Source organism: Pseudomonas sp. R25(2017) (assembly GCF_002112565.1).
Taxonomy (GTDB): domain Bacteria; phylum Pseudomonadota; class Gammaproteobacteria; order Pseudomonadales; family Pseudomonadaceae; genus Aquipseudomonas; species Aquipseudomonas ekonensis.
In genome coordinates, this window is the sequence record NZ_NEHZ01000002.1 from 138434 (window position 1) to 159844 (window position 21411).

The following is a 21411-nucleotide window of genomic DNA, read 5'->3' on the forward strand; positions in this document are numbered from 1 at the left end:
GCCCGGGTCATCCGCCCGGTGCCGGAATGCAAAAAGGCCGGTCAATGACCGGCCTCTTGGCGATGAGCGTTCAGCTTAGTTCACTTCCAGCCTGTCGCGGTTGCGATCCAGGATCGCCTTGCCGATGCCCTTCACTTCCAGCAGTTCATCCACTGACGCGAACGGCCCGTTTGTTTCCCTGTACGCAACAATGGCCTTGGCCTTCGCTTCGCCCACTCCTGCCAGTTCCTTTTGCAGGGTGGCGGCATCGGCGTCGTTGAGGTCGACCTTGGCGGAGGTGGCAGGCGCCTGTGCCGCCAGGGCCGCCGAAGGTGGCTTCTGTGCTTCGGGCCCCGCCGAAGGCGCAGCGATCGCGGCGATCGAGGCGCTGGTGAGCAGGGCAAAAACCAGGGAAGAGAAAAAACCGGTACGCATAAGTGACGCTCCATCATCGTTTGGGAAAGCAGCTTCTCCGAAGCTGCTCACCAAAACTTAGACAATGGAGCGGGCCTGTCAAAAACCCGTGCGTTACAGGATATGAAACAATCAGGGCTCGAGCCGGCGCTGCTGATAGATCCAGTCGACGATCTCACCGTCCGGCGAATACCCGCTGACCGTTTCGCGCAGCAGTTGCCGCACCCGCGAGTAGTCGTCCTGCTCGACCGCCGCCAGCAGGTCGCTCAGGCGGTTCTTCAGCACATCCCAGGCAAGGTGGTCCTCGTTGGCCGTCATGATCATCGGGTGCGGCGTGGCCGCGACGTTGTCCCCGATCAGCAGCTCCTCGTACAGCTTCTCGCCAGGGCGCAGCCCGGTGAACTCGATGGAGATGTCGCCCTGGGGATTGCGCTCGGAGCGGATGCTCAAGCCGGACAGGTGGATCATCTTTTCCGCCAGCTCGACGATGCGGACCGGCTCGCCCATGTCCAGCACGAACACATCGCCGCCCTGCCCCATGGAACCCGCCTGGATGACCAGCTGGGCCGCCTCGGGAATGGTCATGAAGTAGCGGGTGATCTTCGGATGGGTCACGGTCAGCGGCCCGCCGGACTTGATCTGGCTGTGGAACAGCGGGATCACCGAGCCGGACGAGCCCAGGACATTGCCGAAACGCACCATGGTGAAGCGGGTCTTGTTGACCCGCGAGACGTTCGCCTTGTCGCCGAACAGCACCGGCGCCACTTCCTGGCTCAGGGCCTGGAGGGTCAGTTCGGCCAGGCGCTTGGTGCTGCCCATCACATTCGTGGGGCGCACGGCCTTGTCGGTGGAGATCAGCACGAAATTGGCCACCCCCGACTGCAGTGCGGCCTGGGCCGTGTTCAACGTGCCGATGACGTTGTTGAGCACGCCCTCGGCGATGTTGTGCTCGACCATCGGCACATGCTTGTAGGCGGCGGCGTGGTACACGGTCTCCACTTTCCAGGTCTTCATCACATCCAGCAGTTTGTGCGGATGGCGGATGGAGCCGAGGATCGGCAGCAGGTGCACCGGCACCGACTCCCGGGCGCCGCGCTTCTCCAGCTCCGACAGGATGCTGTAGAGGTTGAACTCGCTGTGGTCGAACAGGATCAGCGCGGTCGGGCCGAGCGCGAAGATCTGCCGGCACAGTTCCGAACCGATGGAGCCGCCGGCCCCGGTCACCATGACGGTCTTGCCCTTGATGCAGCGTTCGAGCAGGTCGGGCTGGGCCGGCACCGAATCCCGCCCGAGCAGGTCGGCGATGTCCACTTCCTGGATGTCTTCGACCTTGACGCGGCCGCTGGCCAGGTCCGAGAAGTTGGGCACGCTGCGCACGTGCAGCGGGAAGCCTTCCAGCAGGTTGAGGATCTCCCGGCGACGGGAACGGGTGGAGGACGGCAGCGCCAGCAGGATCTCCTGCGCGCCGGTCACGTCGATCATCTGCTGGATGTGCTTGGGCTTGTAGACCACCAGGCCGGAAATGGAGCGGTCGGCGATGCTCGGGTCATCGTCGATGAACGCCACGGGACGCATCACCTTGCCCATGCGCAAGGCGGCCACCAGTTGGTTGCCGGCGACGCCTGCGCCATACACCGCGACCTTGGTCAGCCCGTTGTCGCGGCTGGTGAACGGGACGTGCTGGGCGGCGGTGAACCAGTCGCCCATGAAGTATTGGCGCATGCACAGGCGCAGGCCGCCGATGATGACCAGGCTCAGCCACCAGTAGTTGAAGATGACCGAACGGGGCACGACCGCTTCGTGGTTGCTGTACCAGTACACCACCACCGCCAGGATCAGCGAGGACAGGCTCACGGCCTTGATGATTGCGATCAGCGCATCGTTGCCGAAATAGCGCATGACCGCCCGGTACATGCCGAAGCGGATGAAGAGCGGGATGGCGACCACCGGGGCGCAGACAAACAGCCAGAAGTGCACCCTGAAGGGGTTGTACATGTCATCGATCCCCAGGCGGACGATGAAGGCCAGCCACAGGGCGACCCAGACCAGGACGATGTCCGTGCTGACCTGGATCAGACGCTTGCGACGCCGGGGAAGCCCCAGAAGGCGCGCTCTGACGTTTTCCATCATCTCCTCAAACACCTCAGCCCTCCTTTGATCGGTTGCGTTGGCGCGGCGGCCCGGATCCGAGTCTCTCGCACTTTAATCCCTTATGACAGAACTGTTGCTCAGTCCTTCGCCGGCGCCTTTTCAAGTTCTCCGGCTCGAAACCTGATCGCCAGCACCAGCAAGGGAGCATAGGCCAAGATCAAGCCCAGGCTGCCGTCCAGCCCGAAACGGACGACGCCCACCGCAATAGGCAACAGCCAGAGCAGATTGATCGCCCCGACGGTCGCCGTGACCGCCAAATGGCTGCCGAACCGACGAGAGGCAAACTGATAGGCATGGCTGCGGTGCGCCTCATACACCTTGTCGCCCCGCAACAGCCGGCGAAACAGGGTGAACGTCGCATCGACGATGAAGACGCCCAGCAGTATCAGCCAACTCCACAGCAAGTTGGCGTCGAACGTTGCGGCCATAAGCGACAAACCGCCCAGCACAATGCCCAGGAACCCGCTTCCGGCATCGCCCATGAAGATCCGCGCGGGCGGAAAATTCCAGAACAAGAACCCAGCCACGCTGGCCACCAGCAAGGCCGACACCCAGGCCAGCTGCGGCAGGCCGCTCCACCAGCCCAGCAGGCCGGCGCCGATGCAGACGCAGATGGCCTCGACGCTGGCGATCCCGTCGATGCCGTCCATGAAGTTATAGAGATTGAGCAGCCAGACCAGATAGAACGCCGCCAGCACGTGACCGACCACCCCCAGGTCGACGGTGACGCCCGCCAACTGCACCGGCGGCAGGCCGCCGATCCACCACAGCAGCCAGGCGGCCGCCAGGAAATGCCCCAGCAGACGCCAGCGGGCGGCGATGTGGCCGTGGTCGTCCATGAAACCGATGACCGCCACCAGGGCCCCTGCCCCCGCGATCGCCGCGAACTGCGCCGCACTGATCAGCCCGCCCCACAGCAGCAGGCCCAGCGCCAGCAGGAACGCCAGCACGATCGCCACGCCGCCGCCCCGGGGGGTCGGCACCGAGTGGGAACTGCGGGCATTGGGAATGTCGATCAGGCTGCGGGCCAGCGCGTAACGGCGCAGCGCCCAGGTCAGCAGGAATGAAACCAGCGCGACGGCAGGAATGAACCATCCGTAATTCATGATTGGCGAGCGTCCAGAAAGTGTTGCGCCGTAGCGCCCAAGGCGTGATCAAGGCTGACCGGAGGCGTCCAGCCCAGCAGTCGCCGGTTTTTGCCGATGTCGACCTGCAGGGAACCGAAAACCCTTTGCGACAGGTCGCGCCGCCCCAACGCGGTGGCCGCTGCGCGCATGAGGGCGACCGGCACCGGCAGCAACCGCGCGCGCACCCGGAGCGCGGCGGCCAGCCTGCGCAGCAACTGCGTGGTCGAGAGGTCCTCGCCATCGCTGACCAGGAACACTTGACCGGCCGCCGCCGGGTGCTCCAGGCACACGGCGATGAAGTCCACCAGGTTTTCGATGGCCACCAGGCTGCGCCGGTTGTCCACGGCGCCGAACGGCAACGGCACGCCCCGCGCGAGCCAGCGCATCATGCTGAGGAAATTGGCCTTCACGCCCGGCCCGTAAACAAGCACCGGGCGGACGATGACGACCTCCATGCCCGTGGCGTGCGCCAGGGCCAGCAATGCCGTTTCGGCTTCGAGCTTGGAAATGCCGTAAGGATCGACCGGGGCCGGCGCATCATCGGCGGTGTAGGCCTTGCCCGGCGGCGTGCCCTCGCCGTTGACCTTGACCGAACTGACGAAGACGAAGCGCTTGACCCCGGCCGCAGCCGCCTGGCGCGCCAGGTTGACCGTGCCCTCGACATTGACCTGGCGGAAGGCGGCCAGGGGATCGGCGTCCGTGTCGTGCATGACATGCACCCGCGCGGCCGCATGGACGATGCAGTCGACCCCCTCTAAAGACGCGGCCCAGTCCTGCCCGGGGCCCAGGTCGCCGGCCTGAACCTTGCGCACGCCGGCCGGGAAGACCGTAGCCATGTCCCGCACCGGCGCGATGACCGAACACGGCAGGGCCGCCAGCCGCGCGATCAGCGCACGCCCCACGAAGCCGCTGCCGCCGGTGACCAGGAATGTTTTGGATCGCATGGACGCCCCTTGGGAAACATGGAAATCAGTGAAGAGACGGCGGCGAACGCATTGACTGAACGGCGATCATCCCGCCGCCATCACCGAAACCCGAAGCATTGAACCGGAAACGGCCGAAGGGCGGCAGTTTATTGAATCGATGCACGGTTAGCCACTTTGTCGCAGGGCAGAGGCTCGCCGCCCCGCCGATGCGGTCATTTTCGCCCTTGCGTCGGCGGATTCACCGATGCGGCTCAACCGCCCGTCGATCCAAATTGCGGTTTGCCGGTTGGAGCCGGCTCAGGGTACGGATAGAATCCGTGCGGAAATAGGGATCGTACGCCCGCCGCTGGATGGCCGACGCGCTCCTGCACAACATAATTTCGGCCAACGCCGTCAAAAAACCAGATATCGCACGCTTTTTGCTTCGAAATGGAGAGCACCCATGCAGCAAATCAACAACCTCGCAGCGAAGATTGAAAAGTTTCAATCGCAAATCAATTCTTCGGTGCAGCGGGTGGTCGCCAGCGGCTGGGTGGTTCTGGGGCCGGAAGTGAAACGTTTCGAAGCGTCGTTCGCCCAGTACCTGAACGCAGCGCATTGCATCACCGTCGCCAACGGCACCGACGCCATCGAGCTGGCCCTCAAGGCGCTCGGCGTGGTCAAGGGCGACAAAGTGGCGACGGTCGCCAACGCCGGCATGTACACCACCACCTCGGTCCTGGCCGTCGGCGCGACGCCAGTCTTCATGGACGTCGACCCGGACACCCACGTCGTCACCCTGGACAGCGTCAAGCAAGCCGTCGAGGCCGGCGCCAAGGCCGTGGTCGTCACCCACCTGTACGGCCTGGCCATCCCTGAGATCAAGGCCATCGCCCAATACTGCGCCGCACAGCGGATCCCGCTGCTGGAAGACTGCGCCCAGGCCCACGGCGCCGAACGCGACGACCAGCGCGTAGGCACCTTCGGCGATGCATCGAGCTTCAGCTTCTACCCGACCAAGAACCTCGGCGCCCTGGGCGACGGCGGCGCGGTCGTGACCAATTCCGACAGCATCGCCCAACGTGTGGCCCAACTGCGTCAGTACGGCTGGTCCTCGAAGTACTGCGTCGAGCTGGAAGGCGCCCGCAACAGCCGCCTCGACGAGATGCAGGCAGCGATCCTGTCGGAACTCCTGCCCCATCTCGATGAAGGCAACGCCCGCCGCCGCGACATCGCCGCCCGCTACCGCAGCGAAATCCGCCACAGCGACGTGACCCACGGCGCCGACGCAGGCAAGGCCTCGGTCGCCCACCTGTACGTCATCAAATCGTCCAAGCGCACCGCGCTGCAGACGCACCTGCGCGAGGCGCAGATCGCCTCCGACGTCCACTACCCGATCCCGGACTACCGCCAGCCAGTGTTCGGCCAGCAGTTCGCCGGTGTATCGCTGGAGAACACCGAGTGGCTGGCCTCGCAGATCCTCACGCTGCCGTGCTACCCGGAAATGACCGATGACGAAGTCAGCAAGGTCATCGCCGCCGTCAACGGATGGGCGGCATGAAGTATTCGGTAATCGTCCCGGTCTACAAGAACGAAGAATCGATCCCTCGGCTGATCCAGGCCCTGGAGGACATGAACGACTCGCTCGAGAAGCAGCTTGAAGTCGTGTTCGTGGTCGACGGCAGCCCGGACCAATCGTTCGCGATGCTGAAGAACGCACTGGGCGACATGAAGTTCTCCGCCCAGTTGCTCGCCCATTCGCGCAACTTCGGCTCGTTCCCGGCGATCCGCACCGGCCTGATGGCCGCCAAGGGCGACTATTTCGGCGTGATGGCGGCGGACCTGCAGGAGCCGCCGGAGCTTTTGATCAGCTTCTTCAAGGCGCTGTCCAACGACGAGTGCGACGTGGCCATCGGCACCCGCAACGCGCGGCAGGATCCGTTCTCCAGCCGCATGGCCTCCTCGATCTTCTGGGGCCTGTACCGGCGCCTGGTGGTGCACGACATGCCCAAGGGCGGGGTCGACATCTTCGGCTGCAACAAGGCGTTCCGTGAACAGCTCCTGCAGTTGAACGAGTCGCGCTCGTCGCTGATCGCCCTGATCTTCTGGCTGGGCTTTCGCCGCAAGTTCGTCGAGTACGAGCGCCAGACCCGCCTCGAAGGCAAGTCGGCCTGGACGTTCAAGAAAAAGCTCGACTACATGATGGACAGCATCTTCGCCTTCACCGACTACCCGATCCGGCTGCTGACCCGGATGGGCGCGGTGGGCTCGATGATTTCGCTGGTCATCGGCCTGATGGTCATCGTCGCCCGCCTGTCCGGCGCCATCGAAGTGCCGGGCTACGCCGCGACCATGCTGGTCGTGCTGCTGCTGGGAACCTTGAACCTGCTGGGGGTCGGCCTGGTCGGCACCTATGCGTGGCGCGCCTATGAAAACAGCAAACAACGGCCGCTGGCGATCGTTTGCATGCAACTCGACAACAAGGAACCCCTGAAGTGACTGAGCCCTTCATCCACGCCAGCGCCGACGTCAAAAGCAAGAAGATCGGCAAGAACACGCGCATCTGGCAATACGTGGTGGTCTTCGAGAACGCGGTCATCGGCGACGACGTGAACGTCTGCTCGCATTCCTTGATCGAGAACGACGTGATCATCGGCGACCGCACCACCATCAAGTCCGGCGTGTACGTCTGGGACGGCCTGCGGATCGGCTCCGACGTCTTCATCGGGCCCAACGCCACGTTCACCAACGACAAGTTCCCGCGCTCGAAGGTCTATCCGGAGTCGTTTTCGCAGACCGTGATCCAGGACGGCGCGTCCATCGGCGGCGGCGCAGTGATCCTGCCGGGCATCACCATCGGCACCGGCGCGATGGTCGGCGCAGGCGCGGTGGTCACCAAATCCGTTCCGCCGTACGCCATCGTCACCGGCTCGCCGGCGCGCATCACCGGCTACGTCGAGAACTCCGCCTCCAGCGACGCCGCCAAGAGCCCCGCCGCCAAGGCCCAGGAACAAGACGATGCGGTGGTGCGGATCGGCGTGGGCGACGTCACCACCCACCGTTTCAAGTACATCACCGACATGCGCGGCGATCTCTCGGTCGGCGAGTTCCACAAGGAAATCCCGTTCCTGCCCAAGCGCTACTTCCTAGTCTTCAACGTCCCGAGCCAGAAGACCCGCGGCGAACATGCCCACCACAAATGCCACCAGTTCCTGATCTGCGTCAAAGGCAGCTGCGCGGTGGTGGTCGACGACGGCACCAACCGGGCCGAAGTCCTGCTCGATGCGCCCAACAAGGGCATCTACCTGCCGCCGATGACTTGGGGCATCCAGTACAAGTACTCGGATGACGCCGTGCTGCTGGTGTTCACATCCGACTACTACGAAGCGGACGACTACATCCGGGACTACTCGGAGTTCACTCGGCTCACCGCGAAAAAAACCGTCTCGTGATCGCGCTGAAAGACAACCCGCAGGTTCGCCGCTGGATCAGCTTCCTGATCGGCGGCGGCCTGAACACCGGGCTCACCTATGGCCTGTACCTGCTGCTGAGCGTCTGGATCGACTACCAGATCGCCTATGCGATCGCTTACGCGGCAGGGATAGTCTTCGCCTACTTCTTCAATGCGAAGGTCGTGTTCAAGGTGCAGCAGTCGTGGAGCGGCATGCTCGTCTACCCGACCATCTACCTTGTGCAGTACCTTCTCGGCGCGCTGCTGCTCAACCTCTTGGTTGAACACCTGCACCTGCACAAGGCGATCGCTCCGATACTGGTGATCGCGCTGCTGCTTCCCTGCAGCTACCTGTTGAACAAGTTCGTCCTCAAGGCCACCCACAAAACAACACCCTCGAAGGACTGACACCCATGACCGCCTCCCTCCCGCAGTCGTCGATGCTGACGCCGGCATCGCTGCACGGCAAAAAAGCCGCCTGGCTCGCCCATGCCGGCCCGGCATTGCTGACGGTCCTTTTCATATGGCTGCCGTTCGGCTTCAGCCTGACCGGCCTGCTGGAGGAATGGGGCGTCATCGGGCTGTTCAGCCGGATCGGGGTGTTTTTCCTGACCGACGCCACGAGCGCCATGCCGGCCCACGCGCTGCGCCCGCTCACCATTTTGCCTCACGCCATCGCGTACGCCCTGGATCCGGACACCTTCAACTATTGGCACGTTCTGCTGATCATCGCCCTGGTGATCAAGGGCTGCTGCATGAGCCTGATCACCACCCGGATCACCGGCTCCCTGAAGTGGGGCATGCTGGCCAGTGTGCTGGTGATCCTGTTTCCGGCCGACACCATGCAACTGTCGTTCAGATCGATCCACATCAACTGGGCCCTCAGCCTGACATTGATGGCCTGTGTCCTGCTGCTCCAGGCATTGGAGCAAAGAGGCAAGGCCCGCGCCTTCGCGCTCAGCGCGCTCGCCAGCCTCCTGCTGGCGGCGGGATGCGCCATGTACGAGGTCGCGTTGCTGCTGGCGGCCATCCCGGCGTTCGCGGTCTTCATCCAGGTCGGCTTCAAAGGCCTCGTTCCGCACATCAAACGGCATTACCCGCAGCACCTGATCTGGGCTGTCGGCCCGGTCGCCTACATCGCCTATGTGATCCATACCCTGCCCCTGGTGCACAGCTACCAAAGCGCCGTGGTGGGCGACAGTGCCTTCGCCTCCCTGAAACAGTACTTTCCCAAGCTCTGGCGCCTGGGAATCGGACGAAGCCTGTTCGGCGGCTGGATCGACGCCCTGCAGATCACCGTCCTCGAAATCGGCAGCCATTGGTACATCGCCCTCGCCTCGGCGGCGATCCTCGGGTTCATTGCGCTGCTGTCGGCAACGTCGGCGCAGACGGCCGGCGCAGGACTGCGGCAACCGGCAAAGCCCATGCTGGCGGGCAGGATGATCCTGGCCGGATGCCTTCTCATTTGCCTGGGGTACTTGCCGTTCATCTTCAACCCCGCGCACATGGGCGTCAGCCAGAGAACATTCCTGTACGCGGCACCGGGCGCGGTGCTGGTGTTCATCGCCGCGCTGCTGATCGTCCGTCGCCATTCCCGGGCCGTCACCGCTGCGCTCGCGGCACTGATGGTCTTCACCGGGCTCGGCGCGCAACTCTTTCAGTTCCAGCACTACATCGACATCTCAAAACGGCAGCAATCGGTACTGAGCGACATCGTCCACAACTTTGACGGCAATGCGCTCAACAAGACCCTGATCATTCTCGACCACTCCAACGAACTCAATCACGACTGGATGTTCTTGAATGCCGACTTGAGCGCGGTGCTGTTCCACCTCTACGGCAAGCCGGTGGACGCCATCGAAGTCTGCTACATGCCTGGCCATGAATGGCAGCAGTCCGACCCGCTGCAACGCAAGGGCCGCTGCGAAGAGACCGAAGAAGGCTGGACCCTGCATTATCCGGTACCGCTCGACGCCGACGGGCAATCCGCCGCGCAAGTCCGCAAACTGCCGCGGTCGCAGGTCGTCACGGTCGACGTCGGCAACGGGGCGACGGCGTCCGCCTCCCCTGAACTTCAGGCCTGGCGCCAGACGCTGGAATCCGGCTCGTCGCCGACCGCCACCCGTCTGCAAGGCATCGCCGAAACCGGCGCCGCCCCTCGGTTCGGCCTCATCACATTCCGCCACCGCGCCCATGACGAGTACCACTGGGACTTCGGCAAATGGTGGAGCCTGGCGCCACCGATGGCGGGTTCCGGCTGGCGGGAGACCGAGTGGGAGACCCGGCGTTTTCGCCATAACGCTTCGGCATGGATAAACGCGCCGCGCGCATCGCTTGTCTTTGACCTGACCCCCGCCTCAACCCCCTACGTGATCAGCGGAGCGTTCAACAGCTTCGCCAACGACCAGATCCGCACGCAGATGCAGATACGGGTCAACGGCCACCCGGTGGCGGTCCGCTGGGGCGCCAACGGTGAATTCAGCGGTGATTTGCCGCCGCAGACACTGGAAGCCGGGCACAACACCCTCGAATTTATCTCAAGCGTGGATGCCGCCCTCGGCGGAATCTCCGCCCGGCTGGACTGGGTGAAAATCGCGAAAGCACAGTAAAGGCAAGACAAAGACCGCAGTCGTTCCGCCACCGGCCCCAGCCAGCGGGATGATGGAAACCACCAAGACTTTTCCGGGAGACCCCCTGTTCAGGCTCCCGGAACCTCAAATCTGCAAGAACGCCATGGAACCATCAATGAGCATCAGGCCGTCAATGAACCCCACCCACCCCCCTGCCCCTCTCACCGCGTCGGATCCCCAGCCCGCCTCAAGGCGCTGGCTTGCGCACATCGTCCCTGCGGCGCTGGTGGTGTTGATCCTGTGGCTGCCGTTCGGCTTCGCGCTGACCGGACTGATCGAAGAGTGGGACGTCCTGGGCCTGTTCATCAAACATGGCGTCTTCTTTTTCGCCGACACCTCCAGCCCGCTCGCGCCGCACGCCTTGAGGCCGCTGACGATCTTTCCCCACGCCCTGGCCTTTTGGCTGGACAGCAACTCCTTCTTCTACTGGCATGTCCTGCTGATGCTCGCGCTGGTGATCAAGGGCGCCTCCGTCAGCTACCTGATGGAGAAGCTGACGGGCAGCCTGAAGCTGGGCGTCATTGCCTGTGTGCTGGTCATCATCTACCCGGCCGACACGATGCAGCTCTCCTTCAGGGGCGTGCACATCAACTGGGCACTCAGCCTGGCCTTGCTGGGCAGCGCCATTTTCCTGCATGCACTGTCGCTCAAGCACAAGTTCCGCGCCTGCCTGTTCAGCGCCCTGGCCAGCGCCTTGTTCGCCTCCGCGTGCTTCATGTACGAGGCCTCGCTGCTGCTCGCCTGCATCCCGGCCCTGATGCTCTTTGCCCGGGACGGCCTGGTGACGACGCTGCGCCAGATCAGGCCGAAGCTGGCGGAGCACGCGATCTGGGTCGCCGGCCCCGCCGCCTATGTGATCTACGCCCTGCGCACATCCGCCGCGGTCAAGAGCTATCAGGCCGGCGTCGTCGGCACCGACCTGCTCTCGACGCTCAAGCTCACCTATCCGAAACTGTTCAGCGTCGGTCTGCTGCGCAGCACGCTGGGCGGGTGGTTCGACGCCCTGAGGATCACTGCCGAAGAGTTCGCCAACTACGGGTACGTCGTCGCGGCGAGCGCTGTCTTGTCCGTGGCCATCATGGCGCTCCTGCGAAAGGACAAGGCAAACCCGGCCGGCACCCGGAACACGTCCGCCCTGGCCTTCAACATCAGACTCGGCCTCACCGGCCTGACACTGATCCTGCTCGGCTACTTCCCTTTCCTGACCTCCTATTCCCACCTTGCGATCAGCCAGAGGACTTTTCTGTTCGCGACACCAGGCGCGGCCTTGCTGCTGGCGGCGATACTGAACGGCGGGTTCAGCCTCTCCAAAGCGCTGACCCGTGCGGCCATCGGCTTTTTCTTCATCACGGGCATTTCGTTTCAGCTCTATCAGTTCCATCACTACATCGAGATATCCCGGACGCAGACGGCCGTACTGAGCGACATCACCCGTCAGTTTGACGGGAACTCCGAAAACAAGACGTTGCTGATCCTCGATCACGGCAATCGGCTGAACCACAATTGGATGTTCATCAATGCAAGCCTGACGGGGGCGTTGTCGTTCCTGTACGACAAACCGATTTCGAACGTCCAGGTCTGCCACCTGCCGAGCAAGTATTGGCAGCGTTCGGACGAACTGGGCCGCAAAGGGCGATGCGTTGAAGGCGCACAGGACTGGACATTCGAGTATCCGACCCCGGTCAGCGGACCGGGCTTCCCCACCAGCCTCCAGCCTGCAAGCCTGGTGATACCGAAAGCATCGATCGTCACTGTGGAGATCGGCAGGACCGACGAGACGCCCCAGGACATCCGGACCGCCCCCAAAGGCGTAGCCGAAAAGCGCTACGAAAGCCTTATCGACTCAATGAATGCGAAGACACGCTTCATCCGCTTCAAGGACACCGTCACGACCGACCGGTACGACTGGACGTTCGGCAAATGGTGGAGCATGGAGATACCGACCCACGGCGCTGGCTGGCGCCAAGGGGAATGGGAAGTCAACAGCTTTCATCACCAAGCATTGGCCTGGAAAAGCGAGCGCTACTCAAGCCTCATCTTCCCGTTCAAGCCCAAAGACCAGCGCACCTACGAACTCAAGGGCCGATTCACGATCTTCGCCGGAAAAACCGACCGGAGCAGCATGAAGATTACGCTCAACGGTCAGCCGCTGGCGCTGCAGTGGAGTGCGGACGGCACGTTCTCGGCCACGATCGCACAGGGAGCGCTCAAAGACGGCGACAACCTCCTGGAGTTCGACTCACCGACCGACGACAGCTACTACGGCCTTGCCGCAAGGCTCGAAGGCATCCATATCGCCCGGCAGCCCTGATACCCCCACGGAACCTGCCCGCCGGCCGCTGAAACGCGCGCCGGCCGGCCAACGCCGGATCCTGTCGACCGAAGCCCGCCAGCGCGCTTCAGTCGGCAATCCCCGCAGCGCAGCTAGCGCTCCTCGACACCCAATTCCCGCGCAATGGATCTCACGACGAAGTCCGACCCCCGAGGGGTCAGATGAACGATGTCGAGATAGAAGGCATCACCGCTCGATGCCGACTCCCGCATGAGGCAACCTTCGTCATTGCACATTTTCTGTATGACCGAGATGTAGACGGCCCCGTCTGTCGGGCGTGGGTCGGGAGGTACTGTTCCGCCGCAGCGGTGTGGCTGTCCTGGCCGCCTTCGGTTCAACCGGCGGCCGGGCCGGCGCTATCGTTCGCAAACCTTGCGATAGAGCGCCGCGTAGGCGGCGACCATCGTGTCGGCCGAAAAGACGGACTCGTAGCGGTGCATTGCGCGCCTGCCCATGCCTTCGGCCAACTCGGTGTCCTGCCACAGGGTGTTCATCGCCGCCGCCAGCGACTGAGCGTCGCGTGGAGGCACCACCAGCCCCGTTTCGCCGGCGATGTTGATGAATGTGGTGCCGGAACCCATTTCGCACGAAATGAGCGGCTTGCCGTACATGGCAGCCTCCAGCAGGGAAATGCCGAAGGACTCCGAACGCAGGTGCGAAGGGAAGACGAACGCGTGGCAAAGCGTGAGCAGCGCCGCCTTGTCCTCGTCGCCCAGCCCTCCCAGGAAGCGCACATTGGAAAGCCCGAGGCGCTGCGCCTGCGCCTTCAGCTCGGCCTCCTCATGGCCGCCGCCGAGGATCACCACCGGCAAGCCGGTGATCCTGGCCGCCTCCAGCAAGTAGTCCAGGCCTTTGTAGTAGCGCAACGCCCCCACAAAGAGAAAGAACTTCTCGCCGACCATTCGCCGCCACTCGGCGAGCTTCGCCTCGGGAACGGCCGGATAGGTGGCCCGGTCCAGCCCGTAGGGAATGATTTCGACCTTGTCACGGAAGCGGGACAGCACCGGGCTGCTCTGCGCATAGTTCGGCGAAGAGGCGACGATGCTGTCGACGCTGGACAGGAAGCGGTTCATCAGCGGCTGGTAGAGCTTGAGCAGGGTCTTCTGCTTGACGATGTCGGAGTGGTAGCTGACCACCGCCGGCTTGCCGTGGCGGGTCGCGAAATGCACCAGGTCCATGAAGGGCCACGGAAAGTGGTAGTGCACCACGTCGGCCTTTTTCGCCAGCTGCGAAAAGTCCTTGAAGGCCGACAGCGAGAACCCGGTGGACGCGACGTGCAGGTCCAGTTTCGAACGGTGGGTGATGTGATTGCCCACCGTTTCGCCACGGGCGGCCCCCCGCTCGCTCAGGTAAAGCACCTCGGAGGAAAAGCCGTGGCCGGCGCCGCCCTGGGCGATCTGGAAAATGACCTGTTCGATCCCGCCCATCGTTTCCGGGTAGTAGGTCTTGAAGAAGTGCAGAACCTTGATCATTTTCCGTCGACGACCCTTCGATAGACCTGTTGGGTTTCCCGGGCGCAGCGCTCCCAGGAAAACCCTTGCGCATGCTGCATGCCTTTGACCACCGCGATGTCTCGCCAGGCTTCGTCGACCAGGCCCCGCTCCAGCAGCCGGGTCAACTCGTCGATGTCCATCGGTGCGCACATCAACGCCGCGTCGCCGGCCACTTCCGGCAGCGAAGAACTGTTGGAGCACACCACCGGCACGCCGGAACTCATGGCCTCGAGCACCGGCAAGCCGAACCCTTCATAGTGCGACGGGAAAGCGAACAGACGCGCGCCGGCGAACAGCAGGGGAAGATCCTCGCTCGGCACAAACCCGAGGTAATGCGCCCAGCCTTCACGCCGGGCGGTTTCCAGCTTCTGGTGAATCACATCGCTGCGCCAGCCGTGGTAGCCCGTGAGGATCAGCGGCCAACGCGTGCGCACGTCCACCGGCAGACGGCTGTAGGCGTCCAGCAGCGTTTCGATGTTCTTGCGCGGTTCGATGGTGCCGACGAACAGCGAGTAGCCGTTCGCCTTGAGGCCGTAACGGGCCAGTGCCGGCTCAAGTTCGGCCAGCGGCCTCGGGTAGAACTCAGGGGAACTGGCCAGCGGCACGGTGTGGATCCGCTCGATGGGCCAGTTGAAATATTCGGCCAGCTCCCGGCGGGTGAATTCCGAATCGGTGATCAGCGCATCGGCCCTGGTCAACGTGGCCTTCAGCTCTTTCTGCAGGTAGCGCACCAGTTGCGGGGCGTGGCAATGGGCCCAGGTGAAGGGCGACAGGTCGTGGAACGTCGCCACGCTGCGCCCGGCGAAGGGCGGCAGATAGTAATTGGGGCTGTGGTACAGGAAATCGCCGTGACCCTTGAGCGCCGCCTTGCGCAGCATCGGCATCAGCAGCCGGTAGGCCTCGACGGCGAGGAAGTTTTTCTGCACCGCACGCTTCAGGCCATAACCGCTGCCGGACTCGTCGGCGGCCGTGGGCAGTTCTGGCAAAAAGCGTCGACCCGCAAAGAACTGCAGGTCTGAAATGTCTGAACTCTGCTGAAGCCTCAGCGCAAGTTCGTAGGTATAGCGACCGATGCCGGTCAGCGGGAAGCGGATCGGCTCAACAGACAGGATTAGCTTCATTTAGTCCGCCGAAAGCATCCAGCTCAACGTTTCATCCAGCGCCGGCGTCTCCCACCCCTTCACCAGTTCACGGAGCCGGGTGTTGTCGCCGCACAGGATCTTCACCTCATTGGCCCGGACGAAGGCCGGGTTCACTTCGACTTCGATGCTGTGGCCGGTGAAGGCCGAACACATATCGATGACTTCGCGAAGGGAATGGCTCTTGCCCGAACTGACGTTGACGGTCTGCCCCAACGGCCTGGCTTCGATCAAGCCGCGGTAGGCCTTGACCACCGCGCGGACATCGCTGAAGTCCCGGGAGACGTCGAGGTTGCCCAGTTCGATCTTGTCGGCGCGCCGACGGAAATGCGCGACGATCTTGGGCAACAGGAAACTGTCGGCCTGACCGACGCCCGTGTAGTTGAACGGCCTGGCGATCACGATCGGAAGACGGTCGAACCAGAGGCGGGCCATGTACTCCATCGCCAGCTTGCTGACCGCGTAATCGTTGGCCGGCGCCGGAAGCGTCGCTTCACTGAGCAAGCCGGTGGAGGCATTGCCGTAGACGTTCGCGCTGCTGGCCAGCAGCACGCAGTCAGGCACCTTGCCGCAGGCCGCGATCGCTTCCAGCAGGTGACGGGTTCCGATCAGGTTGACCCGATAGAACGTGTCGGCGGCGCCATGCCCGACGAAGGCCAGCGCCGCCAGATGGATCACGACATCCGGTTGAATGGTTGCCAGCAACTCGCGCAGTGCGGAGCCATCCGCCAGATCGGCTTGAAAGTACCCGGGCTCGTCGGAGGGCTGGGTACCCAGCCCGAACACTTCATAGCCGCCAGCCTTGAGCTCGGCGGCCATGTAACGCCCGGTGAAACCTTGAACTCCTGTAATCAGCGCTCGTTTACCGGCAATACTCATCAGAAGGAAAATCCTTTCTCATTTCGACGCAGGTCAGCCTCGACCATCATGCGGCACAGCTCTTCCAGGGTGGTCTTCGGTTCCCAGCCCAGGGTGGCCTTGGCCTTGGCCGGGTTGCCGATCAGCAGCTCGACTTCCGCCGGACGGTAGTACTTAGGATTGATGCTCACCAGCACCTTGCCGGTCGCGGCGTCGGTGCCCTGCTCGTCTTCGGCCGAACCGCTCCAGGCCAGGTCGATGCCGACGGCCTTGAACGCCATGGTGACGAAGTCGCGCACGGTTTCAGTGCGGTTGGTGGCCAGCACGAAGGTGTCCGGCTCGTCGGCCTGCAGCATGCGCCACATGCCTTCCACGTATTCCTTGGCGAAGCCCCAGTCGCGCTTGGCGTCGAGGTTGCCCAGCTCCAGCTTGTCCAGCAGGCCCAGCTTGATCTTGGCCACGGAGTCGGTGATCTTGCGGGTCACGAACTCACGGCCGCGCAGCGGCGACTCGTGGTTGAACAGGATGCCGCTGGTGGCGAAGATGCCGTAGGACTCGCGGTAGTTGATGGTCATCCAGTGGGCGTACAGCTTGGCCACACCGTACGGGCTGCGCGGATAGAAAGGCGTGCTTTCGATCTGCGGGATCGCCTGGACCTTGCCGAACATCTCGGAGGTCGACGCCTGGTAGAAGCGCACTTTCGGGTTGACGATCCGGATGGCTTCCAGGAGGTTCACGCAGCCCATGCCGGTGATGTCGCCGGTGGTCAGGGGCTGGTCAAAGGACACGCCTACGAAACTCTGGGCCGCGAGGTTGTAGACCTCGGTCGCGCCGGTGGTCTGGAGCAGACGGATGCTGGCCGACAGGTCGGTCAGGTCGTACTCGACCAGATGCAGCTCAGGGTGCTTGTCGATGCCAAGCTCCTCGATGCGCCAGAAGTTGACAGAACTGGTCCGGCGGTAGGTGCCATACACCGTGTAGCCCTTTTCCAGCAGCAGTTCCGCCAGGTAGGCGCCGTCTTGCCCAGTAATGCCGGTAACGATAGCTTTCATGCGAATCCTCTAAACTCCATTTGAGCGCCTAGTCAGCAGGCTCTGTTGTGTCGTGTGCGCCATTGGGCTCCGGTCGGCAGAGCCGCAAATTCTTGCAGATCATACAGAATGCGGCCCGGAACGACGATACCCAACCGACCGACAATACGTGTCAGGTCCTTTCCCGTCGCCGCCGGAGAAACCATTGCCCGATGCTGCACAAGGCGTCCGTTCGGTTTTCTCGCCTGCCGGGCGTTACCTTGAAAATTCAATCACTTGAGGGTTTCCGACCGAAGGCCCCGATCTTGCCCCGCCGACTGTAAAGAAAAGATGTAGAAAAGGTGACACTCCCCGCCCCCCAGCCTAAAATGGCGTGTTTTTTTGATCAATAATCTGGTGCTCTTAATGCGCAATGGTTCAGTAAGTATCGCCGTGTCGGACATCATCGCCGCGACAAGGCGGTACGCTTTGGTAGGGACGCTAGGCTGGCAAGACGTGCGACAGCGCTACAGGAGGTCCGCGCTCGGCCCCTTCTGGCTGACCATCAGCATGGGCGTGATGATCGGCACCATCGGCGTGGTGTTCGGCCAGATCTTCAATTCCCCGATGCAGGAGTTCCTTCCGTTCCTGGCCATCGGCATGATCCTCTGGAGCTTCATGTCGACCGTGGTCACCGAAGGCTGCACCGGCTTCATCGCCGCCGAGGGCATCATCAAGCAACTGCCCATTCCCCTGTTCACCCACATCCTGCGCATGATCTGGCGCAACATCCTGATCCTGGGGCACAACATCGTCATTTTCCCGCTCGTGCTGCTGGCCGTCGGCAAGCCGTTGACCTGGCTCGCCCTGATCAGCATTCCGGGCTTCATCCTCGCATTGGTCAACCTGACCTGGATCGCCTTGCTGCTGGGCATCCTCTGCGCCCGCTACCGCGACCTGCCGCAGATCGTCGGCAGCCTGCTGCAAGTGGTGTTCTACCTCACCCCGATCATGTGGATGCCGAGCCTGCTGCCGCAGCGCGCCGGGCTTTACCTGCTCGACCTCAACCCGGTCTACCACGTCATCTCCGTGGTCCGCTCCCCGCTGATCGGACAGATGCCGACCGCCACCAACTGGTGGTTCTCCGTGAGCATGGCCGTGATCGGCTGGATCGTCGCCCTCATGGTGTATGGCCGCTACAAGCGCCGCATCGCTTACTGGCTCTGAGAAGAACTCCCAATGTCCTTGATCGAATTCAATAACGTCAGCGTGGATTTCCCGATCTACAACGCCAACGGCCGTTCCCTGAAGAAACGCCTGATCCAGGTGGCCACCGGCGGGCAACTCGGCGCCGACCAGCAGGGCCGCGTCATCGTCCGGGCCCTCGAAGGCCTCACGTTCACCTTGCGCGACGGCGACCGGGTCGGCCTGCTCGGCCACAACGGCGCCGGCAAGAGTACCCTGCTGCGCCTGCTCAGCAGCGTCTACGAACCGTCCTCCGGCACCGCCCGGATCGACGGCGAGATCGGCTCCCTGATCGACATTTCCCTGGGCACCGACCCGGAAGCCACCGGCCGGGAAAACATCTACCTGCGCGGCGCCATCCTCGGCATGACCAAGGCGCAGATCACCGAAAAGCTCGACGAGATCATCGAGTTCTCCGAGCTGGGCGACTTCGTCGACATGCCGATCCGCACCTATTCTTCGGGCATGCACCTGCGGCTGGCGTTCGCGGTGTCGACCACGATCAAGCCGGAAATCCTGCTGATGGACGAATGGCTGTCGGTCGGCGACGAAGGCTTCAAGCACAAGGCCGAAATCCGCATGAACGAACTGGTGAAGTCGACCAACATCCTGGTGATCGCCAGCCACTCGCGCGAACTGGTCATGCACACCTGCAACCGGGTGCTGTGGCTGGAGCACGGCAAGATCAAGATGGACGGCGACCCGGCGACCGTCACCGCTGCGTACTTCGGAGGCTGAAGCCAGTGAACAGCATCAAGCGCAACGGCGTTGACATCGCAATGGCATTCACTTCGGCGTCCAGGCGCATGCGGATCGCTGCAGTCGTCCAGCCTGTCGCAGCCGCACCGGCCGACATCGCCGAGGCAGCCGTCCACAGCGTGGGCGATGTCGCCGGCGGCGCCCGAACGAGGATCAGCACGATGTTACGACACCAGATCAAACGAGTGCTTCGACGACTGGCCCGCAGCGCCTATCGCGCGACCAAGCCTTTCGCGCGTCCGGTGCTCTTTCGTGTACGCAGCTATTTCACCAGCGCCCTGCGCGAGGAAATGCAGCAGCAGTTCGCCAGGCTGCAGGAACATCAGCAAGAGCAAACCCGGCAAATCATGCAGGAGCTCCAACGCCTGGCGAATGCGGCCAATGTTCAGACCTCGCTCTCTCGCAAACTCATTGCCGAGCAGCTCCCCCTGGAGAAGGCCGGACCGCAGCTGGACCGCATCGAGCACTACTCGCTCATCGACGTCAACCGCGTCGCCATCAACTCCGGATCCGACGAGACCCTGGTGAAATCGGCTGTCGGCTATGTCCTGTGCGGCGCCAAGGACCATGCCCTTCTGGCCAACCTGATGGAAGCCGGGGAGCTGGAGCCCGGAACCCGAAAGCTCATTGAACGGCTCGTCCGCCCGGGCGACACCTACATCGATGTCGGCGCCAATATCGGCATGCATTCGATCGCGGCGGCCCGGGCGATGGCGGGACGCGGCAAGGTCATCGCCTTCGAGCCGTTCGAACCCACCCGCAAAATGCTCGAAAGGAACCTGTGGCTCAACGGCTTCTCCGAGATCAGCGAAGTTTCCCACTACGCCCTGTCGGACACCACGGGCACCCACAAGCTGCACCTGGGTGCCACCAGCGGCCACCACTCGCTCTACGAACTCGAGACCCCGTCGTTCTCGTCTGCGGCATCGGTCGACATCTCAACGACCACCCTGGATGAGTTCCTGCCCGAATCCCAGACCGCGCGGCTGCTGAAGCTCGATGCGGAAGGGGCCGAGATCGATATCGTCAAAGGCGCAAAACGTCTGCTTTCGACCAACCCGCACATGTTCATCATCGTCGAGCTTGGCCTGTCCCACCTGAAACGGAACTCGATCGCGCTCGAAGACTGGCTGCGACATTTCACCGCCCTGGGGCTTGCCTTCAACGTCGTCAACGACCAAACCGGCGATCTCGAAGACTGGTCGGCCGAACGGCTGTCCCAGGCCGAGTCCGTCAACCTGCTTTTCACCTCCCCCGAATCAATGCAAGCCGCAAGGACGCAAGCATGAAGACCGAAGTCATCGTCATAGGCGCCGGCGGGCATGCCAAGGTCTGCATCGAACTGCTGCAGGCCCAGGGCGACACCGTCGCCTGCTGCGTCGGCAATCCGGACAGCCCGGACACCTGCGTGGGCATCCCCGTGCTGAAAAGTGACGACCACCTGTCCGCGCTCTTCAATGAAGGCTATCGGCGGGTGTTCGTCGCCATCGGCGCAAACGCCGTCCGAAACAAGCTCGCCGCCAAGGCCACCGCCCTGGGCTTCACGCTGGTCAACGCCGTCAGCCCGGCCGCCACCGTTTCGCCCTCGGCCCGGCTTGGCGCAGGGGTCGCCGTGATGGCGGGCGCCGTGATCAATGCCGAGGCGACGATAGCCGACCTCTGCATCGTCAACACCGGCGCCACCATCGACCATGACTGCGTCCTGGGCCAGGCCGTCCACATCGCCCCCCAGTGCGCACTGGCGGGCAACGTCCAGGTCGGCGACCTCAGTTTCGTCGGCGTAGGCAGCAAGATCATTCCGGAGATTCGCATCGGCGAGTCTTCCATGGTAGGCGCCGGCAGCGTCGTCATTTCCAATGTCGGTTCGGCAGTCACGGTTGTGGGCGTGCCGGCCAAAGCTTTAAACAAATTTTGAAGG

At 63.2% G+C, this 21411-nt stretch carries 18 protein-coding genes; 10 read left to right on the forward strand and 8 right to left on the reverse strand.

Features of this window, described 5'->3' with window-relative positions; all coding sequences use genetic code 11:
* Positions 1-75: 75 nt before the first annotated feature.
* From CAG31_RS03140 to CAG31_RS03155, 4 genes are all read right to left on the reverse strand, one after another.
* Positions 76-414, reverse strand: a complete 339-nt coding sequence (locus CAG31_RS03140) for a helix-hairpin-helix domain-containing protein (protein WP_085578017.1) — start codon at positions 412-414, stop codon at positions 76-78.
* Between the two features lie 111 nt (positions 415-525).
* Positions 526-2520, reverse strand: coding sequence for a nucleoside-diphosphate sugar epimerase/dehydratase (locus CAG31_RS03145; protein WP_085578273.1), 1995 nt, complete (start codon positions 2518-2520; stop codon positions 526-528).
* Between the two features lie 101 nt (positions 2521-2621).
* Positions 2622-3650: a glycosyltransferase family 4 protein gene (locus CAG31_RS03150; RefSeq protein WP_085578018.1), complete on the reverse strand. Its 1029-nt coding sequence runs from the start codon at positions 3648-3650 to the stop codon at positions 2622-2624.
* Positions 3647-4615, reverse strand: coding sequence for an SDR family oxidoreductase (locus CAG31_RS03155; RefSeq protein WP_085578019.1), 969 nt, complete (start codon positions 4613-4615; stop codon positions 3647-3649). Before CAG31_RS03155 ends, CAG31_RS03150 begins: the two co-directional genes overlap by 4 nt.
* Before the next feature lie 424 nt (positions 4616-5039).
* Here CAG31_RS03155 and CAG31_RS03160 point away from each other — a divergent pair, with 424 nt between their 5' ends.
* The 6 genes from CAG31_RS03160 to CAG31_RS03185 all read left to right on the forward strand — a co-directional run bounded on the left by CAG31_RS03160 (position 5040) and on the right by CAG31_RS03185 (position 12968).
* Positions 5040-6137, forward strand: a complete 1098-nt coding sequence (locus CAG31_RS03160; RefSeq protein WP_085578020.1) for a DegT/DnrJ/EryC1/StrS aminotransferase family protein — start codon at positions 5040-5042, stop codon at positions 6135-6137.
* Positions 6134-7075, forward strand: coding sequence for a glycosyltransferase family 2 protein (locus CAG31_RS03165; protein ID WP_085578021.1), 942 nt, complete (start codon positions 6134-6136; stop codon positions 7073-7075). The genes CAG31_RS03160 and CAG31_RS03165 overlap by 4 nt, the downstream gene beginning before the upstream one ends.
* The gene (locus tag CAG31_RS28840; protein ID WP_085578022.1) at positions 7072-8028 is read left to right on the forward strand and encodes a WxcM-like domain-containing protein; all 957 of its coding nucleotides are present in this window, start codon (positions 7072-7074) and stop codon (positions 8026-8028) included. The genes CAG31_RS03165 and CAG31_RS28840 overlap by 4 nt, the downstream gene beginning before the upstream one ends.
* A complete protein-coding gene (locus CAG31_RS03175; protein ID WP_256575487.1) occupies positions 8025-8435 on the forward strand; it encodes a GtrA family protein in 411 nt (136 codons plus the stop codon). Before CAG31_RS28840 ends, CAG31_RS03175 begins: the two co-directional genes overlap by 4 nt.
* Before the next feature lie 5 nt (positions 8436-8440).
* On the forward strand, positions 8441-10636 hold the full coding sequence (locus CAG31_RS03180) for a hypothetical protein (protein ID WP_085578023.1): 2196 nt from the start codon (positions 8441-8443) through the stop codon (positions 10634-10636).
* Between the two features lie 136 nt (positions 10637-10772).
* Entirely contained in the window at positions 10773-12968 is a 2196-nt protein-coding gene (locus CAG31_RS03185; protein WP_139831347.1) for a hypothetical protein, read from the forward strand.
* A gap of 377 nt (positions 12969-13345) precedes the next feature.
* Here the strand turns inward: CAG31_RS03185 and CAG31_RS03190 are convergent, their stop codons facing one another.
* The 4 genes from CAG31_RS03190 to gmd are packed head-to-tail and all read right to left on the reverse strand — an operon-like array spanning position 13346 to position 17531.
* On the reverse strand, positions 13346-14461 hold the full coding sequence (locus CAG31_RS03190; protein ID WP_085578025.1) for a glycosyltransferase family 4 protein: 1116 nt from the start codon (positions 14459-14461) through the stop codon (positions 13346-13348).
* The gene (locus CAG31_RS03195; protein WP_085578026.1) at positions 14458-15603 is read right to left on the reverse strand and encodes a glycosyltransferase family 1 protein; all 1146 of its coding nucleotides are present in this window, start codon (positions 15601-15603) and stop codon (positions 14458-14460) included. The genes CAG31_RS03190 and CAG31_RS03195 overlap by 4 nt, the downstream gene beginning before the upstream one ends.
* Positions 15604-16500, reverse strand: coding sequence for a GDP-mannose 4,6-dehydratase (locus tag CAG31_RS03200; protein ID WP_085578027.1), 897 nt, complete (start codon positions 16498-16500; stop codon positions 15604-15606).
* A complete protein-coding gene (gene gmd, locus CAG31_RS03205) occupies positions 16500-17531 on the reverse strand; it encodes a GDP-mannose 4,6-dehydratase (protein ID WP_085578028.1) in 1032 nt (343 codons plus the stop codon). The genes CAG31_RS03200 and gmd overlap by 1 nt, the downstream gene beginning before the upstream one ends.
* 384 nt (positions 17532-17915) lie before the next feature.
* Between gmd and CAG31_RS03210 the strand changes: the two genes are divergently transcribed.
* From CAG31_RS03210 to CAG31_RS03225, 4 genes are read left to right on the forward strand one after another with little or no spacing between them, the layout of a single operon-like run.
* Entirely contained in the window at positions 17916-18716 is an 801-nt protein-coding gene (locus tag CAG31_RS03210; RefSeq protein WP_085578029.1) for an ABC transporter permease, read from the forward strand.
* A gap of 12 nt (positions 18717-18728) precedes the next feature.
* Entirely contained in the window at positions 18729-19472 is a 744-nt protein-coding gene (locus CAG31_RS03215) for an ABC transporter ATP-binding protein (protein WP_085578030.1), read from the forward strand.
* A gap of 5 nt (positions 19473-19477) precedes the next feature.
* A complete protein-coding gene (locus CAG31_RS03220; RefSeq protein ID WP_085578031.1) occupies positions 19478-20782 on the forward strand; it encodes an FkbM family methyltransferase in 1305 nt (434 codons plus the stop codon).
* Positions 20779-21408 carry an acetyltransferase gene (locus CAG31_RS03225; protein WP_085578032.1) on the forward strand — a complete coding sequence of 210 codons (630 nt, stop codon included), beginning with the start codon at positions 20779-20781 and terminating at the stop codon, positions 21406-21408. Before CAG31_RS03220 ends, CAG31_RS03225 begins: the two co-directional genes overlap by 4 nt.
* Positions 21409-21411: the final 3 nt, after the last annotated feature.

Excerpts from the sequence above, each read along its gene's own strand:
- CAG31_RS03140 (WP_085578017.1), bottom strand. The coding sequence starts at position 414 with ATGCGTACCGGTTTTTTCTCTTCCCTGGTTTTTGCCCTGCTCACCAGC.
- CAG31_RS03145 (WP_085578273.1), bottom strand. The coding sequence starts at position 2,520 with ATGGAAAACGTCAGAGCGCGCCTTCTGGGGCTTCCCCGGCGTCGCAAG.
- CAG31_RS03150 (WP_085578018.1), bottom strand. The coding sequence starts at position 3,650 with ATGAATTACGGATGGTTCATTCCTGCCGTCGCGCTGGTTTCATTCCTG.
- CAG31_RS03155 (WP_085578019.1), bottom strand. The coding sequence starts at position 4,615 with ATGCGATCCAAAACATTCCTGGTCACCGGCGGCAGCGGCTTCGTGGGG.
- CAG31_RS03160 (WP_085578020.1), top strand. The coding sequence starts at position 5,040 with ATGCAGCAAATCAACAACCTCGCAGCGAAGATTGAAAAGTTTCAATCG.
- CAG31_RS03165 (WP_085578021.1), top strand. The coding sequence starts at position 6,134 with ATGAAGTATTCGGTAATCGTCCCGGTCTACAAGAACGAAGAATCGATC.
- CAG31_RS03180 (WP_085578023.1), top strand. The coding sequence starts at position 8,441 with ATGACCGCCTCCCTCCCGCAGTCGTCGATGCTGACGCCGGCATCGCTG.
- CAG31_RS03185 (WP_139831347.1), top strand. The coding sequence starts at position 10,773 with ATGAGCATCAGGCCGTCAATGAACCCCACCCACCCCCCTGCCCCTCTC.
- CAG31_RS03190 (WP_085578025.1), bottom strand. The coding sequence starts at position 14,461 with ATGATCAAGGTTCTGCACTTCTTCAAGACCTACTACCCGGAAACGATG.
- CAG31_RS03195 (WP_085578026.1), bottom strand. The coding sequence starts at position 15,603 with ATGAAGCTAATCCTGTCTGTTGAGCCGATCCGCTTCCCGCTGACCGGC.
- CAG31_RS03200 (WP_085578027.1), bottom strand. The coding sequence starts at position 16,500 with ATGAGTATTGCCGGTAAACGAGCGCTGATTACAGGAGTTCAAGGTTTC.
- gmd (WP_085578028.1), bottom strand. The coding sequence starts at position 17,531 with ATGAAAGCTATCGTTACCGGCATTACTGGGCAAGACGGCGCCTACCTG.
- CAG31_RS03210 (WP_085578029.1), top strand. The coding sequence starts at position 17,916 with ATGCGCAATGGTTCAGTAAGTATCGCCGTGTCGGACATCATCGCCGCG.
- CAG31_RS03215 (WP_085578030.1), top strand. The coding sequence starts at position 18,729 with ATGTCCTTGATCGAATTCAATAACGTCAGCGTGGATTTCCCGATCTAC.
- CAG31_RS03225 (WP_085578032.1), top strand. The coding sequence starts at position 20,779 with ATGAAGACCGAAGTCATCGTCATAGGCGCCGGCGGGCATGCCAAGGTC.